The sequence below is a fragment of the Vibrio sp. Isolate24 genome (assembly GCF_022398215.1).
GTDB classification, from domain to species: Bacteria; Pseudomonadota; Gammaproteobacteria; order Enterobacterales; family Vibrionaceae; genus Vibrio; species Vibrio coralliilyticus_A.
In genome coordinates this window covers 401,769-423,252 of the sequence record NZ_JAKEUU010000003.1, presented here as the reverse complement: position 1 = coordinate 423,252, position 21,484 = coordinate 401,769, and the positions used below count along the sequence as shown (strand labels likewise).

At 44.8% G+C, this 21,484-nt stretch carries 20 protein-coding genes; 2 read left to right on the top strand and 18 right to left on the bottom strand.

What is annotated here, in order from left to right; genetic code table 11:
* Positions 1 to 100 precede the first annotated feature (100 nt).
* The 9 genes from L1D23_RS14665 to L1D23_RS14625 form a co-directional block, all read right to left on the bottom strand.
* Positions 101 to 1,564 carry a sigma-54 dependent transcriptional regulator gene (locus L1D23_RS14665; protein ID WP_239837614.1) on the bottom strand — a complete coding sequence of 488 codons (1,464 nt, stop codon included), beginning with the start codon at positions 1,562 to 1,564 and terminating at the stop codon, positions 101 to 103.
* 256 nt (positions 1,565 to 1,820) lie between these two features.
* Positions 1,821 to 2,231 carry a flagellar export chaperone FliS gene (gene fliS / locus L1D23_RS14660; RefSeq protein ID WP_239837613.1) on the bottom strand — a complete coding sequence of 137 codons (411 nt, stop codon included), beginning with the start codon at positions 2,229 to 2,231 and terminating at the stop codon, positions 1,821 to 1,823.
* A 12-nt stretch (positions 2,232 to 2,243) separates the two neighbouring features.
* The gene (locus tag L1D23_RS14655; RefSeq protein WP_239867559.1) at positions 2,244 to 2,567 is read right to left on the bottom strand and encodes a flagellar protein FliT; all 324 of its coding nucleotides are present in this window, start codon (positions 2,565 to 2,567) and stop codon (positions 2,244 to 2,246) included.
* Positions 2,551 to 4,575, bottom strand: coding sequence for a flagellar filament capping protein FliD (gene fliD, locus L1D23_RS14650; RefSeq protein ID WP_239837611.1), 2,025 nt, complete (start codon positions 4,573 to 4,575; stop codon positions 2,551 to 2,553). The genes L1D23_RS14655 and fliD overlap by 17 nt, the downstream gene beginning before the upstream one ends.
* A gap of 20 nt (positions 4,576 to 4,595) precedes the next feature.
* Positions 4,596 to 5,024, bottom strand: coding sequence for a flagellar protein FlaG (flaG, locus tag L1D23_RS14645; protein WP_239837610.1), 429 nt, complete (start codon positions 5,022 to 5,024; stop codon positions 4,596 to 4,598).
* A gap of 70 nt (positions 5,025 to 5,094) precedes the next feature.
* Positions 5,095 to 6,228, bottom strand: coding sequence for a flagellin (locus L1D23_RS14640; protein WP_239837609.1), 1,134 nt, complete (start codon positions 6,226 to 6,228; stop codon positions 5,095 to 5,097).
* Between the two features lie 227 nt (positions 6,229 to 6,455).
* Positions 6,456 to 7,589 carry a flagellin gene (locus L1D23_RS14635; RefSeq protein WP_239867556.1) on the bottom strand — a complete coding sequence of 378 codons (1,134 nt, stop codon included), beginning with the start codon at positions 7,587 to 7,589 and terminating at the stop codon, positions 6,456 to 6,458.
* 249 nt (positions 7,590 to 7,838) lie between these two features.
* Positions 7,839 to 8,972 (bottom strand): flagellin, encoded by a 1,134-nt coding sequence (locus L1D23_RS14630; RefSeq protein WP_239867553.1) that lies wholly within the window; start codon positions 8,970 to 8,972, stop codon positions 7,839 to 7,841.
* A 157-nt stretch (positions 8,973 to 9,129) separates the two neighbouring features.
* A complete protein-coding gene (locus L1D23_RS14625; RefSeq protein ID WP_239837606.1) occupies positions 9,130 to 10,416 on the bottom strand; it encodes a peptidoglycan DD-metalloendopeptidase family protein in 1,287 nt (428 codons plus the stop codon).
* Positions 10,417 to 10,544: 128 nt separating this feature from the next.
* Here L1D23_RS14625 and tyrS point away from each other — a divergent pair, with 128 nt between their 5' ends.
* The gene (tyrS, locus tag L1D23_RS14620) at positions 10,545 to 11,732 is read left to right on the top strand and encodes a tyrosine--tRNA ligase (RefSeq protein WP_239867549.1); all 1,188 of its coding nucleotides are present in this window, start codon (positions 10,545 to 10,547) and stop codon (positions 11,730 to 11,732) included.
* Between the two features lie 390 nt (positions 11,733 to 12,122).
* A complete protein-coding gene (locus tag L1D23_RS14615; RefSeq protein WP_239837604.1) occupies positions 12,123 to 12,968 on the top strand; it encodes a magnesium transporter in 846 nt (281 codons plus the stop codon).
* Here L1D23_RS14615 and dacB read toward each other — a convergent pair.
* The 9 genes from dacB to nrfB all read right to left on the bottom strand — a co-directional run bounded on the left by dacB (position 12,947) and on the right by nrfB (position 21,187).
* Positions 12,947 to 14,377: a serine-type D-Ala-D-Ala carboxypeptidase gene (gene dacB, locus L1D23_RS14610; RefSeq protein WP_239867547.1), complete on the bottom strand. Its 1,431-nt coding sequence runs from the start codon at positions 14,375 to 14,377 to the stop codon at positions 12,947 to 12,949. The genes L1D23_RS14615 and dacB overlap by 22 nt on opposite strands.
* A gap of 158 nt (positions 14,378 to 14,535) precedes the next feature.
* Positions 14,536 to 15,438: a Dyp-type peroxidase gene (locus L1D23_RS14605; RefSeq protein ID WP_239867544.1), complete on the bottom strand. Its 903-nt coding sequence runs from the start codon at positions 15,436 to 15,438 to the stop codon at positions 14,536 to 14,538.
* A gap of 78 nt (positions 15,439 to 15,516) precedes the next feature.
* On the bottom strand, positions 15,517 to 15,975 hold the full coding sequence (locus L1D23_RS14600; protein ID WP_239867541.1) for a DUF2919 domain-containing protein: 459 nt from the start codon (positions 15,973 to 15,975) through the stop codon (positions 15,517 to 15,519).
* A 106-nt stretch (positions 15,976 to 16,081) separates the two neighbouring features.
* Positions 16,082 to 16,510 (bottom strand): cytochrome c-type biogenesis protein CcmH, encoded by a 429-nt coding sequence (locus tag L1D23_RS14595; RefSeq protein ID WP_239867538.1) that lies wholly within the window; start codon positions 16,508 to 16,510, stop codon positions 16,082 to 16,084.
* Complete coding sequence (locus L1D23_RS14590; RefSeq protein WP_239867535.1) at positions 16,507 to 17,040, bottom strand: DsbE family thiol:disulfide interchange protein; 534 nt, start codon at positions 17,038 to 17,040, stop codon at positions 16,507 to 16,509. Before L1D23_RS14590 ends, L1D23_RS14595 begins: the two co-directional genes overlap by 4 nt.
* The gene (locus L1D23_RS14585) at positions 17,021 to 18,931 is read right to left on the bottom strand and encodes a heme lyase CcmF/NrfE family subunit (protein WP_239867531.1); all 1,911 of its coding nucleotides are present in this window, start codon (positions 18,929 to 18,931) and stop codon (positions 17,021 to 17,023) included. Before L1D23_RS14585 ends, L1D23_RS14590 begins: the two co-directional genes overlap by 20 nt.
* 2 nt (positions 18,932 to 18,933) lie before the next feature.
* On the bottom strand, positions 18,934 to 19,905 hold the full coding sequence (nrfD, locus tag L1D23_RS14580; protein ID WP_239868541.1) for a cytochrome c nitrite reductase subunit NrfD: 972 nt from the start codon (positions 19,903 to 19,905) through the stop codon (positions 18,934 to 18,936).
* Entirely contained in the window at positions 19,905 to 20,594 is a 690-nt protein-coding gene (nrfC, locus tag L1D23_RS14575; protein WP_239867528.1) for a cytochrome c nitrite reductase Fe-S protein, read from the bottom strand. The genes nrfD and nrfC overlap by 1 nt, the downstream gene beginning before the upstream one ends.
* The gene (nrfB, locus tag L1D23_RS14570; protein ID WP_239867525.1) at positions 20,594 to 21,187 is read right to left on the bottom strand and encodes a cytochrome c nitrite reductase pentaheme subunit; all 594 of its coding nucleotides are present in this window, start codon (positions 21,185 to 21,187) and stop codon (positions 20,594 to 20,596) included. The genes nrfC and nrfB overlap by 1 nt, the downstream gene beginning before the upstream one ends.
* Between the last annotated feature and the right edge of the window lie 297 nt (positions 21,188 to 21,484).

Genomic DNA, 21,484 nt, shown 5'->3' with positions numbered 1-21,484 from the left:
TACAATAGCCTGAAATGCAAGAAGCACGCCAGGCTATTTTATATAATTTTCAGACACTTAATGTACAGTCGATATTTTGACAGCGCCGATATTATGCAACTTACCGCTGCACATTATACTTTCTCATCTTCTCCACTAGCGTGGTTCGACGCATACCAAGCATGTCAGCAGCACGAGCAACAACACCACCTTGAGCTTCCAAAGCTTGGTTGATCATATTGATCTCTAACTCTGCCAACATCTCTTTAAGGTTGACCCCTTCAGGAGGCAATTCCTGCGGAGTATTGGAGTTTTCGTGTAAACCATCAGCTTCATCAAGGCTGAAATCTTCAGAGAAAATGTCCTGCAATACATCACGTTCTTGCTCCTCAACTGAAGCAAACACGTTATATTCAGGCTGAAACTCAGGAATATCACTATAGCGATACTTGGTTGGCAAATGGTTAACATCAACCAAGCTATTTGGATAGAGAATAATCATTCTCTCAACAAGGTTGGCTAACTCTCGTACATTTCCCGGCCAGTCATGTTCCATCAATGAATTGATCGCTCGCGGTGTAAAGCAAATTGGCTGGGCGCCCTCAGCTTCCATACGCGTCATCAGCTCCTGCAACAACAATGGAGTATCTTCAATACGATCGCGTAGCGCAGGCATCTCGATTGGGAACACATTTAAGCGATAATAGAGATCCTCACGGAATGACTCATCATCAATCATGGTTTCTAAGTTGCGATGAGTGGCCGCGATGACACGCACATTGACTTTAATCGTAGTATTACCACCAACTCGCTCAAAACATCTTTCTTGAAGTACACGGAGCAACTTAACCTGCATCGGCATTGGCATGTCGCCGATTTCATCAAGAAATAGTGTTCCACCTTCCGCAAGTTCGAAGCGCCCTTTACGAGACGTTATCGCTCCAGTAAAAGCACCTTTCTCATGGCCAAACAACTCACTTTCAAGAAGATCCGGTGGGATAGCTCCACAGTTAATTGGTACAAATGGCCCATTTCGACGAGCAGAGTGATAATGAATATTACGAGCAACGACTTCTTTGCCGGTACCTGAATCGCCTAAAATGAGCACATTTGCTTCAGTAGCGGAGACCTGTTCAATCAGGTGGCGAACTTCTTTAATGCCAATACTTTGTCCCACTAGACTGCGAAACAGAGTGTTCTTGCGCGAAGAAGATACATTGACGCCTTTACGGCCTAGGAAGTCCTTGCAATGACGCAGCGCTTCACTTAGCTGGGGATAATTAAGAGGATATTCCAGTTCGCCAACATAATTCGTCATTTCTTCAACTGGATAAGAATGCGTTCCCGCGATAAGTAAAGGAATATGATTTGCCTGAGAGAGCTGAGAACTCAATTGAGTTGAAAAGTGATTATTTTGCAGCGAACCGACAATACATCCAGCCCACACATCTGACCAGTTAACGTCGTTCAGCTGCGCGGAACTTATCGCCTCACATTGCTCTCCGACAAATTCTAATATATTACTCAGATTGATGCGCGCTTGAGCATCATCTTCAATTACGAGCAGCTTTGCTAAACCTTGCATAGGTGAGAATTATTGCCTTTATCTTGAAACGTTGTGGCTGTTATTTCTGTCTCTAACACTAATTTAACTATAGAACATGATTAGTGATAAACAATTCATAAAATTCAGCAACAAAATAAGCCACTAGGCTACTAAGTGGCTTCTATTCTATTTGATAAAAAAATAAAGGCAACCAAGCAATTAGGTGATGTGACGTTTGCCCAAAAGCTTTTTATGCAAGATATTTCAATACAACCTTATAAGTTTAACTTATCGCTTAAATTCCAACATCGGTTGCGGTCAGGTTATGGTATTCAGGCGGAATCTGTTCCCAAGCTGATTTAATCTCGCGAATGATCTCAATCACATCATCTAGAGGTTGAGGGTCATTCTTGTGATTCGCCTCAGTTATTTGGGTGATCATGAACTCGTATAACTGATCAAGGTTCTGAGCAATATCACCCCCATCATCCATAGATAGGCAGCTACGTAGACTAATGATGATGTCTAGGGCTTTACCCAGCCTCTCACCTTTGACAGGTATATTACCCTGCTCCATTGCCGCTTTGCCCTGAATTAATCGCTCGATAGCCCCTGCCATCAGCATCTGAACAATTTTATGCGGGGAGGCAGCACTGAGCTGGCTATCTACCGATACCTTCTTGTAAGCCTGTAATGAACCACGCATAACAATCCTCTTTTATATAAATTTCTTGTACTGCTGCACCGATTTATTGCCGTAGCGGTACTTCTTCAAATTACTGCCAAGTTGCGTCGTTTTCTTTTGCATCATCTCGACAGTCAACTGAGTGCGTTTAATAGCACTCTGCCATTCTGGCAACTGAGCTAACTCTTGGTGCTCACTAATAGTACTGATCAAGGTTAGCAATATCTGTTCCCTTTTATCGACCAGTTCAACGATTTCTTCAGTATTAATGTCTGCTGATGAAAGACCACTTACAATATCGTGATCAATATCACCTAAAAATGCGACTTGTGCCAAAAAATCATCCACCCAGTGCATTCATCATACCTGCTAATTGGGACTGCATTTTACTCGTTGCATCCTGCATCGCCGTAAATTTGGCGTGTGTACGTTTCTCTAGACTTTCCATACGGCGATCCAAAGACGCCTGATCATCTTCAAGGCGGTAATTTTGTTCCACCATACTACGCTCACGAGTGCGAATTGAGCCAGTCACCCCCGTAATCCCTTGAATCGCATCTTCGACTTTTTTCGCAAAACCTTGGTTCCCACCAAAAAAGTCTTCCAACTTATTAAAGTTATTATTTAACTGACGATCCAACATCTCATAGTTAATCTCCAGCGTTCCCTGACGCGTCGTGGTAATACCAAACTCAGTCAAGGTTTTTAAATCATCAGGAGCTGGCTCCACATCGGATGAAAAAACAGATTTTAAGCGAGAATCCGCACTGCGCACGACGCTGTCACCCGCTAATGGACCAGCAGCTCCAGTTCTAGGGTCGACTCCAGATAACTCTTGGGAGACCTGATAAAATTGGTTATACGCGGCAACGAATTGCTCAATATCATCACGAACGCCTTGACGATCATATTCAATATCAATTTCCGAAGGTGTTTTTCCTCGCTCTGAGCGGCCTTTAAGGGTCAGATCAACGCCTTCAATCGCATCTTCTATGATGTTGTTATCACTCGATAATTGTGCCACACCATCCAACAACACCTTAGAATCCTGCGCTGCTTGAACTTGAGTCATACCGCGGTAAGCATCAAAAGACTCTTGAGCAGATTTAAGATCCGCTTGTGCTTGATCAATACGCTCTAAATACTCCCTTTCTTCTTTAGGCAGTTTGGCACGTTCAAGCTCTTTCGCTTGTTCTGGAGTCAGTTCGCCCGCTAGTACTTTCGCTTCGAGGGCGGCTTTTTCCTGAGCCAGCTTATTTTCAATCTCTGCTTGTCGAGCATCCAATGCCGCCTGCGCTTCTTTTGGCGTGACATAAGAGTCTGTCAATGTACCTGAAGCCGTGATACTCCAACCAGGGATATCTGGTGCTTTTTCCAGCGCTTTGGCATCAAGTTGAGGTTCTGGCTCCCAGTAAGAATCGAGCAGAGTACCTGAAGCAGTTGCAGTCCATCCAGGAATGCGTTCTTCGGGTTTAAGGTATTTATTGGCTTCCGCACCAGCGGCGGCGGCCGCTGCAGCTGCTGCATCTGAAAGTTCGTTACCAGCACTGGCATCTTTAGCCGCATTCGGATCGGCGGCAATTGCCGCTTGTTTAGAGCTGTCGGCAATCTCTTGATCGACAACCTTTGCCGCTTTGACATTGTTCTCAGCAATGCGGTCGGCAATCTCTTGCTCTTCTGGTGTAAGAGGTTTGAGCAAATCCTGCGCAGCAGCACGGGCTTGCTCAAGATCTTTAACTCGTTGCTCTAGAGTTTTGTATTCAAGCCTTTTCAGAAGGTTGTCTGGCGCTGATTCAACACTCAGTTTGAGAGCGTTTTGCTCACCAGAATTGCTTGACGCAACGATAAGTCGAGGGCCTTCGACATCGTTGATAACCGATGCCCGAACGCCGGGATTGGTTTTGCTACCATTGATACCGCGAACAATATCAATCAGTTTTGAGTTTTCCTGCACCTCTATAGTGAACTTTTTATCACCAAGAGAAATCTGCAGCTTACCCGGGCCAAACTTTGCATCTTCCGGTAATACATCAGACGCAATCTTATGGCTTTGGGCAAGCTGCAACACATCGATAGCATATCTACCAGCGATAGCTTCAGTGGTTGCCGTCGCAGAAACAACGGTATCATCCGTAGACTCTACCTTTCTTGCGGCGAAAGCTTTCTCCTGACGAAAGCTCGCCATCAAGTTTTTCATCGTATCCAACGACTCTCTGAGCCGCCCGTAGGCACTGATACTGGAATCAATTTTGTCACGCTCATTGTCGATACGTTGCTGCTTAGGCACACGCTCCGAATCGACAATTTTGCTGACCATGGCATTGATATCCATGCCAGAATTCATCCCTACTGGGCCAAAGCTCATTCAATCACCTCAAAATACGATCAAACCGTCTGGTTCAACAGCCCCGATGAATAACGGGCTGTCTGATCCCTCAGGCGTCGCAGTATTTCTAACATTTCCTCATCGGGTATCTGACGAATGATATCGCCAGTATCCGCTTCATAAATAGTCACTACATCCCTTCCCGACTCTTCATCGACTCGAAAAGATAGGCCAGTATTAATGGATGAAATGAACTCATTCATTTGCTGAACCATCCGCTGCCGCTCTTCCCTATTAAGCTTTTCACGTTGTTGAGACGCTTCTATCGCTTGATTAACAGCTTCTGCGGCTTGCTCCCTGACTTCGGACGTAGATACCTGCTCTTTTCGTGAGGAAACTTGCTGTGCACCATCATATTTTGAAGCAAATTTAGTGCCACTTTCTGAGCCGTAAGGCTGGACGTTCGATGTGTAGGATGGTATTTCCATAACAATCTCCCTTCCACCTTATAGGTTGGTAATCCTGTTACCGACCAATAAGCTCGCTCGTACCTATCGATTAACCTAACAAGCTAAGAGCTGCTGATGGTGATTGTTTTGCCTGCGCCAGTACCGAGGTACTTGCTTGTTGCAAAATCTGCGACTTAGTCATCTGAGTCGTTTCTTTTGCATAGTCGGTATCCCGGATACGGCTACGAGACGCATTAACGTTCTCGTTGATGTTATCCAAGTTGCTGATCGCATGGCTAAAACGGTTCTGGAACGCACCCAATTCCGCACGCTGACTGTCTACTGTTTTCAAAGCACCATCAATAACGGAAACCGCCATCTGTGAGCCCGCCACCGTAGATACATCAACATCGGCTACCGTTTTATTCTCAGCGGCACCAAACCCAATGTCACCGCCTAATGCACCACCAATGGTAACGTCAGTTGCTACTTTGTTATTCGCTGCGAACAACTGTAGTTTACCTTCTTCACCGACCGACGCTTTCACGTCTTCACTTTGACCATTGATATAGGTCGCAAGCTGCTCGATGTCGTCACCCACCTTAGCATTTATGGTTAACTGTTTCGCTTCCCCATGTACATCAGTATAGTCCAGAGTCAGATCGGTTGAACCCTGAGAGACGGTCCAATCATTATCTTTACCCTGTTGCGCAATATAAGCTTTACCACCCATTCCTGAAGTATCTGAGCGCATATTGCCCATAGTGAGCATCACTGCCTCACCTGAACTCGCACCGATCTGGAATGACTGACTACCAAATGTACCATTAAGCAATTTGTTACCACCAAACGAGGTAGTTTCTGCGATACGGTTTAATTCGTCGTTAAGCGCTGTCACCTCTTCCTGAATCGCAATTCGCTCCGAACGTGAGTTCGAACCATTTGACGATTGCAGCGACAAGTCACGCATACGTTGAAGGATGTTGGTTGTCTCATTCATTGCACCTTCAGCAGTTTGTGCAATGGAGATACCGTCGTTTGCGTTTTTCACCGCCATGTCTAGGCCACGACTTTGCGATGTTAAACGGTTGGAAATTTGCAGGCCTGCAGCGTCATCACGAGCACTGTTTATTTTGTAACCCGATGATAGACGCTCCATCGATCTCTGCATGCCGTCAGCAGCACCATTAAGGTATCGCTGAGCAGTCATCGCAGACACATTGGTGTTTACGTTAATTGCCATATTGATCTCCTTAGGCATTAAGGGTGATGCACTTCAGCGACTCTCACCTCACTTTGGTGCATCTCATTTCTCTCAGTCTTTTAACGGCGGAGAAAATATATCCTTTAGAGATATTTTTAAAAAAATGTCTGTGACAGGCATAATAAAACAACAAAAATGTTTAAAATCAATGAATTATACATACAAAAAAATCCAGCCGAAGCTGGATTTTTTCAAGGTTTTCAGACTTAGCCAAGAAGGTTTAAAGCTGCATTTGGCGTTTGTTTCGCCTGAGCAAGAATCGAACTTGATGCCTGAGAAAGAATTTGAGACTTAGTCAATGCTGTTGTTTCTTTCGCAAAGTCTGTGTCTTTGATTCGACTCTTAGATGCATTCACATTCTCGTTAATGTTATCTAAGTTGCTGATTGCATGGCTAAAGCGGTTTTGGAACGCACCCAGTTGAGCACGGTGACTATCTACATATTTCAGTGCAGAATCAATAATTGCCACAGACTCTTGAGCGCCACCCACTGATGTTACGTCAATGCTATCCACAGTCACTGCTTGACCTTGGCCCATGCTTAGCTCACCAGCCAGACCGCCTCCAAAACTAACTTCACCTTCGACTTTGTCTGTGCCAGCGAAGATTTGCAATTGCCCTTCTTCGTCCACTGATGCTTTAACCATATCAGTTTGACCATTGATGTATGTCGCTAGCTCCTCAATATCATCACCTTCTTTCGCATTGATATTAATAGTTTGCTGTTGACCATCTATATCCGTCAATGTGATAGCGAGGTCGTTTGCACCGGCCTGTACGGTCCAATCTTTATCTTTACCATTTGCAGCTTGGTAGCTTGTACCACCCATGCCAACGTTGTCTGAACGCATGTTGTTCAACGTCAACATAACCGCTTCACCGTTATCGGCACCAATTTGGAAAGATCTCGTCGCATAAGTGCCGTTTAGTAGTTTATTACCACCAAAAGAGGTTGTCTCTGCGATACGATTAAGTTCGTCATTTAATGCTGTCACTTCTTCCTGAATCGCAACACGCTCTGATTTAGAGTTAGATCCGTTCGCAGATTGTAGCGAAAGATCACGCATACGTTGCAGGATGTTTGTGGTTTCATTCATCGCACCTTCAGCAGTTTGCGCGATAGAAATACCGTCATTCGCGTTACGTACTGCAACATCTAGACCGCGGCTTTGCGCATTCAAACGATTAGAGATCTGTAGACCTGCGGCGTCATCTTTAGCGCTATTAATTTTAAAGCCAGAAGATAGACGTTCCATTGACGTTTGTTGTGCATTGTTCGCGCTATTTAGGTAACGCTGTGCTGTCATTGCTGCGACGTTAGTGTTTACATTCACTGCCATGGTGATTTCTCCGTTTGATTTTCCGATGTAACCGGTTTCCGACGTCTCGGAAAACCAAAGTAGTTCTCTCAAAGTTACTTTTATTAACGGCTCAATCTCGAAAACCTTGAGCTCTTTCTTTCATTTTTTTTTGAAAAAAGTGTGTTAAGAGAGGAAAAATTGACCAAATCAAAGAAACACAAAGAAAACCGTTTATTTTTGCTAAAGCTTTATCTGACTCAGTCGATAGTATTTTCTTTTTTTTGATAATTAACCCAATAAGGTAAGGGCAAGGTTGGGCTGCTGTTTAGCCTGCGCCAAAATTGATGTGCTAACTTGCTGTAAAATCTGTTGCTTAATCATTTGGGTGGTTTCCTTGGCATAATCGGTGTCCTTTATACGGCTATTCGATGCAGCCAAGTTTTCATTGATATTCCCAAGGTTATTAATCGCATGATTAAAGCGATTTTGTATTGCTCCCAATTCAGCGCGGTGACCATCGACATACTTAAGTGCAGTATCTATCACAGAGATAGCCCGCTGGGCACCACCCACTTTGGAAATATCTAAGTTATCAACCGCTGCATACCCAACGAGACCAATTTGAAGCTCAGTAGCAAGGCTGCCAGAAAAAGAAAGAGTGCCTGAAGTTTCTTTGCCTGCCATAAAGAGCTGCAACTGCCCCTCTTCATTTACTGACGCCGAGACTTTATCGGTTTGGCCGTTGATGTAGGTAGCCAGTTCTTCAATGTCATCACCCACTTTGGCTTCAACTTGAATTAAATCCTGCTGACCTTGGGCGTTAGTGTACTCCATTACCAACGTCTGACTGCCTTGAGAAACCTGCCAATTACTGCCTGCTTTTTCCGCGGCTATATAACTAAAACCTCCCATATCCAAACTATCCGACCGCATGTTTTTCAGTGAGACTTGAACCGCTTCACCGGAGCTAGCACCAATCTGGAAAGATGAACTAGTAAATGAGCCATTGAGCAACTTTCGGCCACCAAAAGAGGTCGTTTCGGCAATTCTGTTCAATTCATCATTCAAAGCGGCCATTTCTTCCTGTAATGCGTCTCTTTCTGCTCGGCTATTTGAACCATTCGCTGATTGTAGTGAAAGATCACGCATACGTTGAAGAAGGTTGGTCGTCTCATTCATGGCGCCTTCAGCGGTCTGCATAATTGAGATGCCGTCGTTGGCATTACGCATCGCCACATCCAAACCACGCATCTGAGACTCAAGTCGATTGGAGATCTGCAACCCTGCAGCATCGTCTTTGGCACTATTAATTCGATTCCCTGAAGATAGCCTCTCCAGAGATTGATTCAACATGTCTGTCGCATTGGTTAAATAACGCTGAGCGGTCATTGCTGATACGTTGGTATTAACAGTGATGGCCATAACAGTAGATAGTCACTTCTTAATAGGGTTACTTGTTATATCGGCCTAAGCCCATTTTCTTTAGCCTTTCACAGCCAAAAAAAACGAGCATTTTCTCTTAATTAAACGGATGCCGTTGCTGTCATAGCATTCAAATAAGGTTCATTTATTGAGTGAATTATCGGGTCGCAAGTAGATCGCCATAACGCTCAAGTTTACTCAGCCTCAAATTAGCATTGGCGATAAAGGTCGTTTTATCTTTTCCAGTCAGAGACTTAGATTGCGGTAATTTAACGGTTCTTGGATTTTTGTGCACGCCGTTGACCAAAAACTCGTAATGCAGGTGTGGGCCTGTCACTCGCCCTGTACCACCTAAAGTACCAATTGTTTGACCTTGTTTCACTCTTTGGCCTGTTTTCACCTTACGTTTAGTTAAGTGCAAATACTTGGTGATATAGGTATTGCTGTGTTTGATAAACACATAGTTACCGTTGAATTGGTTGTAACTGGATTTTTGTACGATACCATCGCCTGCCGCCCAAATAGGGGTTCCAACTGGAGCTGCGTAGTCCGTGCCTCTATGTGCGCGCACCTTACCAGTGACAGGATGGCGACGACGCGGATTAAAGTTTGACGACACACGGCGGAAATCGAGGGGCGAGCGCAAAAATGCTTTCTTCATTGCACGGCCATTCTCGTCGTAGTAGTTGCCATTTTTATCGTTGAGAATTGCTTTGAAAGTATCACCTTGGTTAGTAAAAATCGCCGCAATAATCTTGCCGCGTCCAACAACTTCCCCTTCAACCACACGCTCTTGATAAAGAATTTCAAAATGATCTCCTTTGCGGATATCAAGAGCGAAATCAATGTCCCAACCAAAAATACCTGCCAGTTCCATGATCTGGTTGGCCGTCAAACCAGCACCCACACCTGCATTCCAGAAGTTAGACGTAATGTCGGCCTCTGCATAGTTGTATTGATAATGCACTTCTTTCTTGTCTAGCGATGAAGTAAAGCCTTTATCTGAACGGGTAATCAAAAAGGTTTCGTAGGCACTGAGCTGACGTTGAATTTGAACCAACTGATTATTGGTATCAAAGCCAAATTGAAATGAATCACCAGGCCGGACACGAGTCAGCTGTCGTTTAATTTCATCACTGGTAGTCGTGAGATCATAGAGAAGCCGAGATGACAAACCCGCACGTTGGAAGAGCAATGCCATGCTGTCACCGGAACCTATGGTATGTTTCTCCCAGCGTAACGCTGCTGTCGTATTTTCAGAACGCGAAGAAACCAATGTATCCGCATTGATAGAAATAGGATAGTGCTCTCCGACCTTATATCGTTTTTCGTCCGGTCTGAGATCTTGAGGTGATGGTAGAAACAGCGCGATGACAATCAATGCACTAAATAAGGCGATACAGGCTCGGTGCATCCATGGAAGTCGAGCGAAAATAGACAACATTTATGTTCGTTCTACAAAATTCAGTAAAAATAGTCAGCTGTTTAGTCTAACTGGTTTCAAAAAGCATCGCTATTCAAGTAAGATGGGAAATTACCAAATTTTTGCCAAATCTGTGGGAGTGAACAAGAATGGCGAGCATTGAAGCTGCACTGGCCGAGATTAAACGCGGCGTTGAAGAGCTAATTCCAGAAGAAGAGCTGATTGAAAAGCTAAAAGAAAATCGTCCTCTACGTATCAAATTGGGTGCCGATCCAACTGCTCCGGACATTCACCTAGGCCACACGGTTATTTTCAATAAGCTACGCTTGTTCCAAGAGCTAGGTCATGAAGTTACCTTCCTTATTGGTGACTTTACAGCAATGGTTGGTGATCCAACGGGTAAGAACACCACTCGCCCACCACTAAGCCGTGAAGATGTACTGCGTAATGCTGAAACATACAAAGAGCAGGTATTTAAAATTCTAGACCCTGCGAAAACCAAAATTCAATTTAACTCTGAATGGTTGTCTGAATTAGGTGCCGAAGGCATGATTCGCCTTGCTGCTAACCAGACCGTTGCACGTATGCTGGAACGTGATGATTTCAAAAAGCGTTACGCTGGTGGTCAGCCGATTGCTATTCATGAGTTTATGTATCCATTACTCCAAGGCTGGGACTCCGTTGCAATGGAAACCGACGTTGAACTAGGCGGTACCGACCAGAAATTTAACCTGTTAATGGGTCGCGAACTGCAAAAAGCTAATGGGCAGAAACCGCAAACAGTTCTTATGATGCCATTACTTGTTGGCCTAGACGGTGAAAAGAAAATGTCTAAGTCTGCCAACAACTACATTGGTATCAGCGAAGCGCCAAGTGAAATGTTCGGTAAGATCATGTCAATCTCCGATGATTTGATGTGGAGTTACTACGAGCTTCTGTCTTTCCGTCCTCTTGAAGAGATTCAAGCGCTCAAGGCGGGGGTAGAATCAGGTAAGAATCCACGTGATGTTAAAGTTGCTCTAGCGAAAGAGATTATTGCTCGCTTCCACAGCGAAGCTGATGCAGATGCGGCAGAACAAGAGTTCGTCAATCGTTTTGCTAAGAACCAAATTCCTGATGAAATGCCAGAATTTGCTTTTGATGCCGGTCTTCCTGTGAGTAATATTCTAAAAGAAGCGGGACTATGCGCTTCAACTTCAGAGGCGATGCGCATGGTTAAACAAGGGGCTGCAAAGATTGACGGTGAGAAAGTTGCCGATTCTAAGTTTTCCCCAGAAACTGGGACTTATGTATTCCAAGTTGGTAAACGTAAATTTGCTCGTATTACCGTGCAATAAGCTCTGATTAAAACGATGAAAAGCGCCACATTGGCGCTTTTTTTATACGACAAGTTTGACTGATAACCCGTGTTTTTTTTCATTAAATTGACTGTAAAAAATTTTGGGGTTTGTTATCATGCCCGCGCTGCCAAACTGGCAGTTTATTCGGAGATTTTTATGAACAATACCGACCATCCTCCTAGTATGAAGGGAGAAAAATAACCCCACTTCGGTATTGGTGTTCTTCGTCTCTGCCTAAGTGGCAGAGTGACTCTTTTCTAAAGCAATCTCTAATTTTTCTCCTTCCTTTCTAGAACTCAGTTACAGGCTCATACTCAGTATGCGTTTGGCGTGTTGTACGTTCTGTAACTTGATGGTCGTTACCTACTGCCAATCGGGAGATTCGCCATGACGGTAATGAGCAATACATACATTGAAAACACCCCGCACTTCTCATCAGAAGAAATCGGGGCAGCTCGTAATGCATTTCTGCAATACGAGCAAAGCCAGCAAGTTCACTTGTTGACGGTAATGTCGATTGAAGAGGCGGTGGCTATCTTGCACCACTGTTCAATTGGTTATGTCCAACAATTAATGTCAGTGCTGGAAAACGAGGGCCATGACAAGCTGGCACGGCATTATGCGCATCGGTTAGGCTTAATTCACTCTGAAGTGGAAACATCCAACAGCTATTTACGGACTTCTGTTTTGGGGCACGTAAAACAGCGTATCGGTTGGATTATTGCTTTAGCGCTACTGGGCATAGTTTCTGGGCTAATCATTGCTCAATATGAAGATACATTAAGTCAACTGGTACTATTAGCAGTTTACATGCCTGTTATTGCAGCGGCAGGAGGCAATACTGGGACTCAAGCAGCGACTTTGGTGATACGGGCTTTAGCAACAGGAGAGTTGAAAAAGCGCCAATGGTTAGCAGTATTCTGGAAAGAAAGCCGCGTGGCGCTCTGTTTGGCTTTAGCAATCGCTTTGGTCATTGTCGGCAGAGTGATGCTCTTTAGTGATGGGGCATCAACGGGAGGTTTTGCACTTACGAGTATCGCATTAGCGATTGCTATCGCGCTGTTTATTCAGGTCACAATGTCGACAACTTTAGGCGGCTTGTTACCCATCCTAGCGAGGGCATTTAAGCTGGACCCTGCTGTGTTGGTGAGCCCAGTGTTAGCATCGATTGTCGATATATCAGGAATGTGGGTTTACTTTACGGTTGTGAATCACTTCTTAGGTATTGCCTGACTGAACTTAACGATGTCTTTATAAAACAGAGTTTCAAATTGAGTGATAGCAGCGATGGTAGGTTTGCCATCGCTCTTTTTCTTTGGTGGCAGGTAATCTGCTACATATTGTACAAATAACGTCGATGGTTTTCCTGAATGGTCTAAACCGAATCCCGCCATGTTATAACTTCCGTAAAGTGAGCCACTTTTTGCAATAAACGCCCCTTTCACTGGAGCTTTGCGCATACTTCGACGATATTTGAGCGTGCCAGATTCACCAGACTTTGGCATTAATTCGATCAGCTTTAGCTTATCGTTGTTGAGCCAGATATAGCGCAAAATTTTCGCCATGGCATGGCTGGTGAAGCGATTGTTGCGTGACAAGCCAGATCCATCAGCCAAAGGAGTAGACTCAAGATCTACCCCTGTATTGGAGAAGATAATTTGCTTAATAGCTTGAGTCCCATTACTGAAGCTGCCCGGCTGAATATAAAATCTCGCCCCGAGTGTTTTTGTCAGATTATCCGCAATCAAGTTGTCTGATTTTTTCAGCATGGTTTCAAGTAGCTTGGAGAGCGGTAACGAACTGTGGGTAGCGAGTAGAACATCACTTTCAGTATGTTTTGGCATGCCAACACGAACAGAACCTTTAAAAGAGAGATCGAGCTGATTTAACACATTATTTAACATGCGTTGAGTGTAAAGCTCTGGGTTTTGTACTGCGAATTTTAACGGTAGAGGTTTGATCCGTTTAGTTAAACAACCTTGCAGCTGATAGTGATTATCTGGGGAGGAAATAAGTTCTAGGTCACACTGAGTACTTTCTTGTTGGTCTTTACTCACACTCAACGCCTGAGTGGTTACGTAGATGGGGAAATGTTCAGGCACATAAACGCGAGTATCGCCATCATCTTGAGTATATATGGAGGCTTGAACACAGTTACCATCAAGAGAAATTGCAGTTGCAGGTGCACTGTAGCAAACACCTAAAATATCCCATGGCCAGCCGACAGCGCGATCGTATCCGGTAAAGGCACTGTTATCCAACCATATATCACCTTCAATATGGCGAAGCCCATTTCTTTTCGCGACGACAAACAATTGCTTTAAATCCTCAGTCGTCAGAGTAGGGTCTCCTGAAAAGTGGATGACGATGTCTTTACCCACCCGCTTGAGCTGTGTTTCAAAGCGAAATTGATCCCCTAACTCCAACTTTGCAGCTAAGGCGGTAACAAGCTTCAATGTGCTCGCAGGGGGGAAAAAAAGCTCGCGATTATGCGTATCAATTAACGTGTCTTGTTCAACAAGTGATTCGACAAGCAGAGACGCTCTGCTGCCCTCAGGTAACTGGGCTACAGGTGTATACGCGAAAGAGGGCAATGAGAACAAAGAGATAAGAACGAACAGAGACCGTTTGAAAAGCTGCATAGCAAGGCGCCGTGAGATAGAAAAGACAGAAAGCAGTATAACCAGTAAAAAAAGCGCCCGCTATAAGCTAGCCTATTACCGCCCAAAAGACACTGGGCTGAAAACCTAACAATCGTTTGATAAGCAGCTTTAAACGGGCTTTATTACCTTTTATCTAGCTACTTAAGTTTGAGGGCCTGCAACAACTCCATTGATGGTGCAAAAAAGTACGCCCCTGTCACTGCTTTTGTAAAGCGCAGCAGCTGATCAGTTTTGCCATCGGTCTCGCCATACATACTGTCTAGCATGACTTTAAAGTTGTGAAGCGTATTGCAATAGGCAATGAAGAGCAGACCATGCTCACCTGACACACTGCCGTAAGGTAAACTATGGCGCACAATCTTCAAGCCTTTACCTTCTTCTTTAATATCTACACGTCCAACATGGGAAGCGGCCGGTACATCGTCAAGTTCAATCGAGTCTGGCTTAGTTCGTCCAATGACCTTCTCTTGTGCAGATACATTGAGTCGGCTCCAAGAAGGTAAATCATGAACAAAGCGCTGCACCATCACATAACTGCCACCTGCTAACGCACCATCAGGGATGATTGCCACTTGCTCACGCTGGGCCTCTTTCGGGTTTTCTGTGCCATCGACAAAATCTGTCAGATCGCGGGAATCTAGGTAGCGGTAGCCATAGGTTTCATCAACGATAGCGACATTGTCCGATGCTTGAGCCAAAAACTGGCGCAACAAATAAAAATGCAAATCATGGCGATTCGAATGGCAGTGAATCAACACATCCACCTCAGAGCTTGGGGCGACCGTCTTACCTGTTCCAAGTTGAGGAAACTCGATCAGCTCACTTGCCATTGCTGCATCACACCGTGACCAAAAAGATTGAGTGAAAGCGATAGACAATGTTAACCCCGCCCCCGGCTGTTGTTGGTTAAGTTCGTCAGCCAGCAGTGGTAGTGCTTGGATCTGTTCTAAAACAGCCGCATGGTTTTGGATAACTTTAAACAAAGTATATTGAGCGAAAGGTCCCGACTCAGGAAGAATAGCAGTTTGAGGGGTGGTCATTTTGATGTCCTCACATTGACGTAGTTGCGCTGTGTATAGTGTTTTCTTTTAGGTGCATTGATAACGTTCATCGTCAGATCAATTCGATGGTGGGAGGGAAAAGCAGTCACGTACGCTACGGCTTTTATAGACATACATCGCAAACCACAATAAGAGTAATAAGGTAGCAGCATTAGCCCAATGAAAAGCACCATGTTCAAGATAAACATGATACAGGGTCTGGGCAAACTGGCCGCCAATCGCCAATAAGGTGATCCCCTTTCCCCATCCCACCAAATGACTGACCCATTGCCGCTCAGGGCTACGCAAACTGACCATCCACATTAATAAAATGCTGGGCAGCCCCATCGCTAAGCCTAAGTACAGCATCGAATGATCGGGGTAAACAATATTGAGTATTTTGGCGCCGCTTTCTCGGCTCGCACCCGCAACGATAAATACTATCCAAGCTTTAGCCAAAAACATCCAGCCCAGCCAGAGCCATTTAGGTGCGTTGAGAAAACCATGTTTATCATATTGCTCTAAAGCGTATCGCACAAACGAACCACTATGGTTAGAAAAATTACTCTCCACTTTATACCAATTAACGCATTTTTCTATTAGAGATTAACTTTGTGATGTAATGGCAAAAAGTGCACATCCTTTAAGCGTTCTTTTGTATCCGCCTTATCGAACCGACCACAAACAGTAAAAGCAGTAATAGAGGAGCCAACCAAAGCAGTGCATTAGCAACATTAAACTCAGGTTTGTACAAAACGAATTTACCGTATCGTTCTGTCATGAACGCTTTGACCGCTTGCTCACTCTCACCTTGGTTAATCTTTTTGAATACGATCAGGCGTAAATCCTTGGCAATAGGAGAGTTAGATTCAACTAAGTTTTGGTTTTGACACTGGGGGCAGCGCAGAGACTTGGCCAAACGTAATGCCTTATCCTGAAGCTCCGGTGAATGAAACTCAAACAGTTCCACCTGAGACACTTGCTCGTCTGGCACCCCAATAAAGATGTCTTGGCCCGAGGCTGGTACGTTCAAAGAAATCAGAATCAAAAGCAACCAAAACACCATTCTCATTGCTGTGTCTCCGATTCAAAAAAATGCGCAAACTTTCTCTGCCAGCTACTCGTACTCAACAGCCCAGAATGCTTATACACGATCTCACCGGCTCGATTGACCAGATATGTTTCCGGGGTTCCGACAACGCCCAAATCAATAGAGAGCACCCCTTTAGGATCATAAATCACACTTCGATAGGGGTTACCTAACTGACGTAAGTACTGCTCTGCTGCATTTTTCTGATCCCGATAGTTAAGCCCAATAATGGTAATACCCTGTTGGCTCAGTTGATTTAGAAATGCATGTTCTGAGCGACAAATGCTGCACCACGAAGCCCAAACATTAACCAGCTGATACTCGGACTGAAACAAGGCTTTTGTTTCTGCTGGTTCACCCCCCATCAACCTCTCCACCTTTTGCTCAGGGAACCCTCGAACCACAGCGTAGCTTTCTCGGTTGGAATCTTCGCTTAATGCCGAACCCAATAACGCCATAAAGCCCACCAGCAAGGTGAACAGAAGTAAGTATTTATGTTTTTTGGATAACATCGTACCGATTTTTACTCACTATCTTATTACTACATATCGAGAACAAAGGGAGCAGTGCCGCAAATATCGCGAGTATGCCACCACCCCATATCCACCAGATATAAGCGTTATACTGAACTTTGACTGCGTAGTTTTCCTTATCCACTTTAGCGGCCAATGTTACATAATAGTCCCCTAGCAAGGTCGATTTAACCGAAGGCTCACTCATGTTCATCACCCGGACAGGATAGTAGCGACGTTCAGGCTTGAACTCATAGACCTCTCCCTGCGAGTCAGTAAAACGTAACACGGCTTGTTCTGCGGTATAGTTTTTGTCTACTCGCCAGTTCGTTTCTATATACTCTATCTTCCCGCCATGAAACTCAGCAAGCGTTCCTGGCCCTAGCTTGTGAGTCAATTGAGAAGAATGCTCGGCATTCATCACACACCCTATCGCACTGATGGCTAACCCGATATGGGCAAGCACCATGAAAGCCTGCTTGCGCGAGCGAACCAATAACCAGATATGACCAGAGACTACCCAGAACGCCAACCCCCACACCAGCAAGGCAGGCACAGACAGCCGATCTACTTGGATGAAATACAGACAAGCGCCAAACAACAGAGAAACAACCACGAATGTAATAATACGCCGCCGTGAACTGGCTAATCCACACTGCCATTTTAAAAATGGCACCCAACCCATCGCTGCTAGCGCTAATACTGTGAGCGGCAAGAACAGAGTATTAAAATAGGGGGCTCCAACCGATATTGAACCTCGTTGTATGAATTCATAAATCATCGGATAGAAAGTACCTAGAAAAACGGTAAAAGTTGCTATCACCAGCAGGCCAATGGCTATCAATACCAGATAAGATCGACTGAGAATAGCTGTCAACTTTTCGCTCTGAATGGCATCGCTACGCTCAATCAGCAGAGACAAAGAGGCAAGTAATGTCACTGCCAACATCGCCAAAAGCGCGATTCCTTTTCCCGGATCGACAGCAAAAGCATGGACAGACGTCAATACTCCAGAACGCACCACAAAGGTCCCTAAAATGCTAAGGCTAAAGGTCACTAAAGCCAGCGTCAGTGTCCACACAATTAACTGTTGATGACGTCTAGACGCAAGCATACTGTGCAGCAAAGCCGTGCCCGTTAACCATGGAAGCAATGACGCATTTTCAACCGGGTCCCAGAACCACCATCCCCCCCATCCTAACTCATTGTAAGCCCACCATGAGCCAAGCAATATCCCTAGAGTAAGAAAGATCCAAGCAGAAATCGCCCAAGGTTTACATAGTATGACCCATTGGTTGTCATACGGTTTTTGCATCAACGCTGCCAAGGCAAATGCCAGCACAGTGGAGTAACCAATGTAACCGAGGTACAACAATGGTGGATGAAAAATTAATCCGACATCTTGAAGCATTGGATTAAGATCCCTGCCCTGATCCAATAAGGTATGCGCATAAGTAAAAGGGTTAGAAGTCAGTAACGTAAACCAAGAAAAAGCGGCAACGAATAGAGTCATCACCCACAGTACATGCTCGAAATATTTAACATGAGAATGTCGAATTAATGAAATTAAGCTGGCCCATAGATTAAGTGTAAACACCCAAAATAGCATTGAGCCTTGATGCCCTCCCCAAACAGCGGCCAACTTGAAAAAGGTGGGTAAATCCGTGTTGGAGTGAGTGGCAACATACTCGAACTCGAATCGATCCGAGACAAATAATATCGCGAGGATCACGAGGCTTAACGAGGCCAATACCCCGTTAAGCCTGACCATTCCGATGAGAGAGAATGGCCGCTCTTGCCCTGAATAGCGACGCCAAGCCCAGCTTGAAGCACAAATGGAGCTGGAAACCGCAATCCAGACCAGAGCAAAATGTCCAACCTCACCCAGCATAACTATACAACCGTCATCTGGCCGGCATAGAGAATGAAAGTCCGCAGCATCAGTACCCCAACCAAGCTCAGAGTGGTCACAATAAAGATGTAGCCACCATTATGGCGCACTTCTGTTGGGGTAACCGCATTCAGTGTCAGCGGTAATAGCATTCCTATCAACACCACACCAAACCAGAACCAGTTGGACCAAAAGCCTCCTCCTATCGCATTCCAAGCCGCCACTTCATTCTGACCGCCGCTGAATATCAGCCCCGTGAAAAAGGTCACCAAAACAAACAGTTCGAATAACACAACCGGACGTTCAAATCCATGCACCCAACTGACACTCGGACTGTGCGGCGATTCTTTAAATACTAGAATGCCAAACAGTAAGCAAGCCGCAGCACCTGAAGAAAGGCTAGAGAAGAGAAAGAGGATTGGCAAAACCGGATTGTTTAGCATCGGGTATGTTTTAAGGGCTGAGAGTAAAAAACCGGTATAGGCCGCGAGTAATAAAGCAAGCACACCGAGGAACAACTCAACAGGGTTATTCATCTTACCGATTTTGATCAACACGCCATCAACCCAGTCCAATAGCCCACCCGGAAGCTTACCTTCACAGAACTGTATGATCTGGTGGCGGAAAATCACACCAATCCAAACGAATAAGACCGCCATATAAACTTGGAAGAGAATCACCCCCATCGACATGACTGAAGATGGATTGAAGTAGATCATAATCTTCCAGAACGCCAAAGGTTTGGTGAGATGGAAAATCAATATGGTCAAGCCAACAATAATGCCAAAGGGAGCCAACCAAGCGACGGCTTTAAGGATGCCATTATTGGCGGGGTCGCCTTCTATTACGCGGCGTTTGAGATACAGGCCAATCATCACAGCCCCAGCAGACATACCCGCAAGAAACAAGTAAATGGCGATAATCCAGTCCCAGACCAATGAATCAAAATGGAAAGCTGTTTCAATACCGTTCATCATGAAACCTCCCCTTTGTTGTGTGGTATTTTGTACAACTTAGGTTTGGTGCCTAAGTGTGATTTATCTCGATAGACCACATGGTTGCTTAATACTTGATTGATTTTGCTTTCTGGATCGTTGAGGTCGCCAAACACTAATGCTTTGGTCGGACAGGATTCAACACAGGCAGGTAACTTGCCCTCGGCAAGATTGGTATCTCGACAGAAATTGCACTTGTCAGCCGAATGATCTTCGGGGTTGAAGAAGCGCACTTGGTATGGACAAGCCGCAAGGCAGTAACCACAACCAACACACTTTTCTTTATGCACATCAACAATGCCAGTTTGCTCATCTTTATATGCGGCCCCCGTAGGGCAAACGTACACACAAGGTGGGTTTTCACAATGCTGGCAGGACTTACGAGTGAAGCGATAATCTACATCAGGAAACTCTCCCTGCGGTTCACTACGAATGATTTCCAGTCTAGAGACCCCTTCTGGAACCCTGTTAACTTCCCGGCAAGCTTCTGTACACGCGGTACAACCTATACATGCAGTCTCGTCGTGCACCATGCCATAGAGTTTGTTATCTACCTGCTCGACATTTGCCAGTGTTTTTCGACTGCCAATCATTGCAGTCCCAGCGACGCCAGTGGTCATAATCAGAGCACCAGCACCAGTTAAAAAGCTTCGTCTAGAACAACTCATTATTCTTGCTCCTCTTTCAACTGGTTAAAGTCTGAGTGACAATCAACGCACAACTTGATTGTCTGCTTGCGATCCAAGCTAAGCACTTTCACCTTGTTGGCATGAACATCATGACAGTTAGAACAAGTCAGATTTTTTGCATGCACATCATGCGTCCAGCTATCCTCTCGTAGGTACTTCGGCTTATGACAGTCAGTACACTGACTGTTTGCCTTCAAAATAGCATCAGGATCGAGATACACCTTCTCTGTACCCGGTTGAGATTGGGCTGATGAGAATTTAATCACTTGCGGTGCACCTTCGCGGTGATCAGGACCGATGTTACTGTGACAGTTCGTACAATTCACTTCACGACCGAGAATCTCATGGGCATTTTCACCATGGGATTGCAGAAGTGATTCCTTGGAATCCTTATGACATTGAATACATTTGTAATCTTTATCACGGATAAGCGTAACTTCATGACGAGTTGAAGCTTCTTCAGCACTGGGGGCAGAAGAATCAGCAGCAATAGCATGAAGAGAATAACCATAGAGGTAGAATGCAAGAAGAGTTTTCAGCATTATGACTATGGCCAACTTTATATTGCCCATTTTATCCTTTCCTTATTCCAGAACAGATTTTAAGCCACACTTAAAATACACAGTCTGGTCAAAACTAATGCCCTTCAGTGGTATTTTTAAAAACCACTAAATGAGATCAATTCTTATTTTGGATAAGCCACAACGCTATCAGTAATAGTCTACTCTCCCTACTCTTTAGTAGTAGCTTTTTTACACTAAAACTCGATCCTTATCACCCTATTATAAGTGCGGTTAAGTAGCATAACCCATTGATGATAATGAATTTCATTACCTAAAACGCAGCACCAAACTACCCCTTTAGGGTTA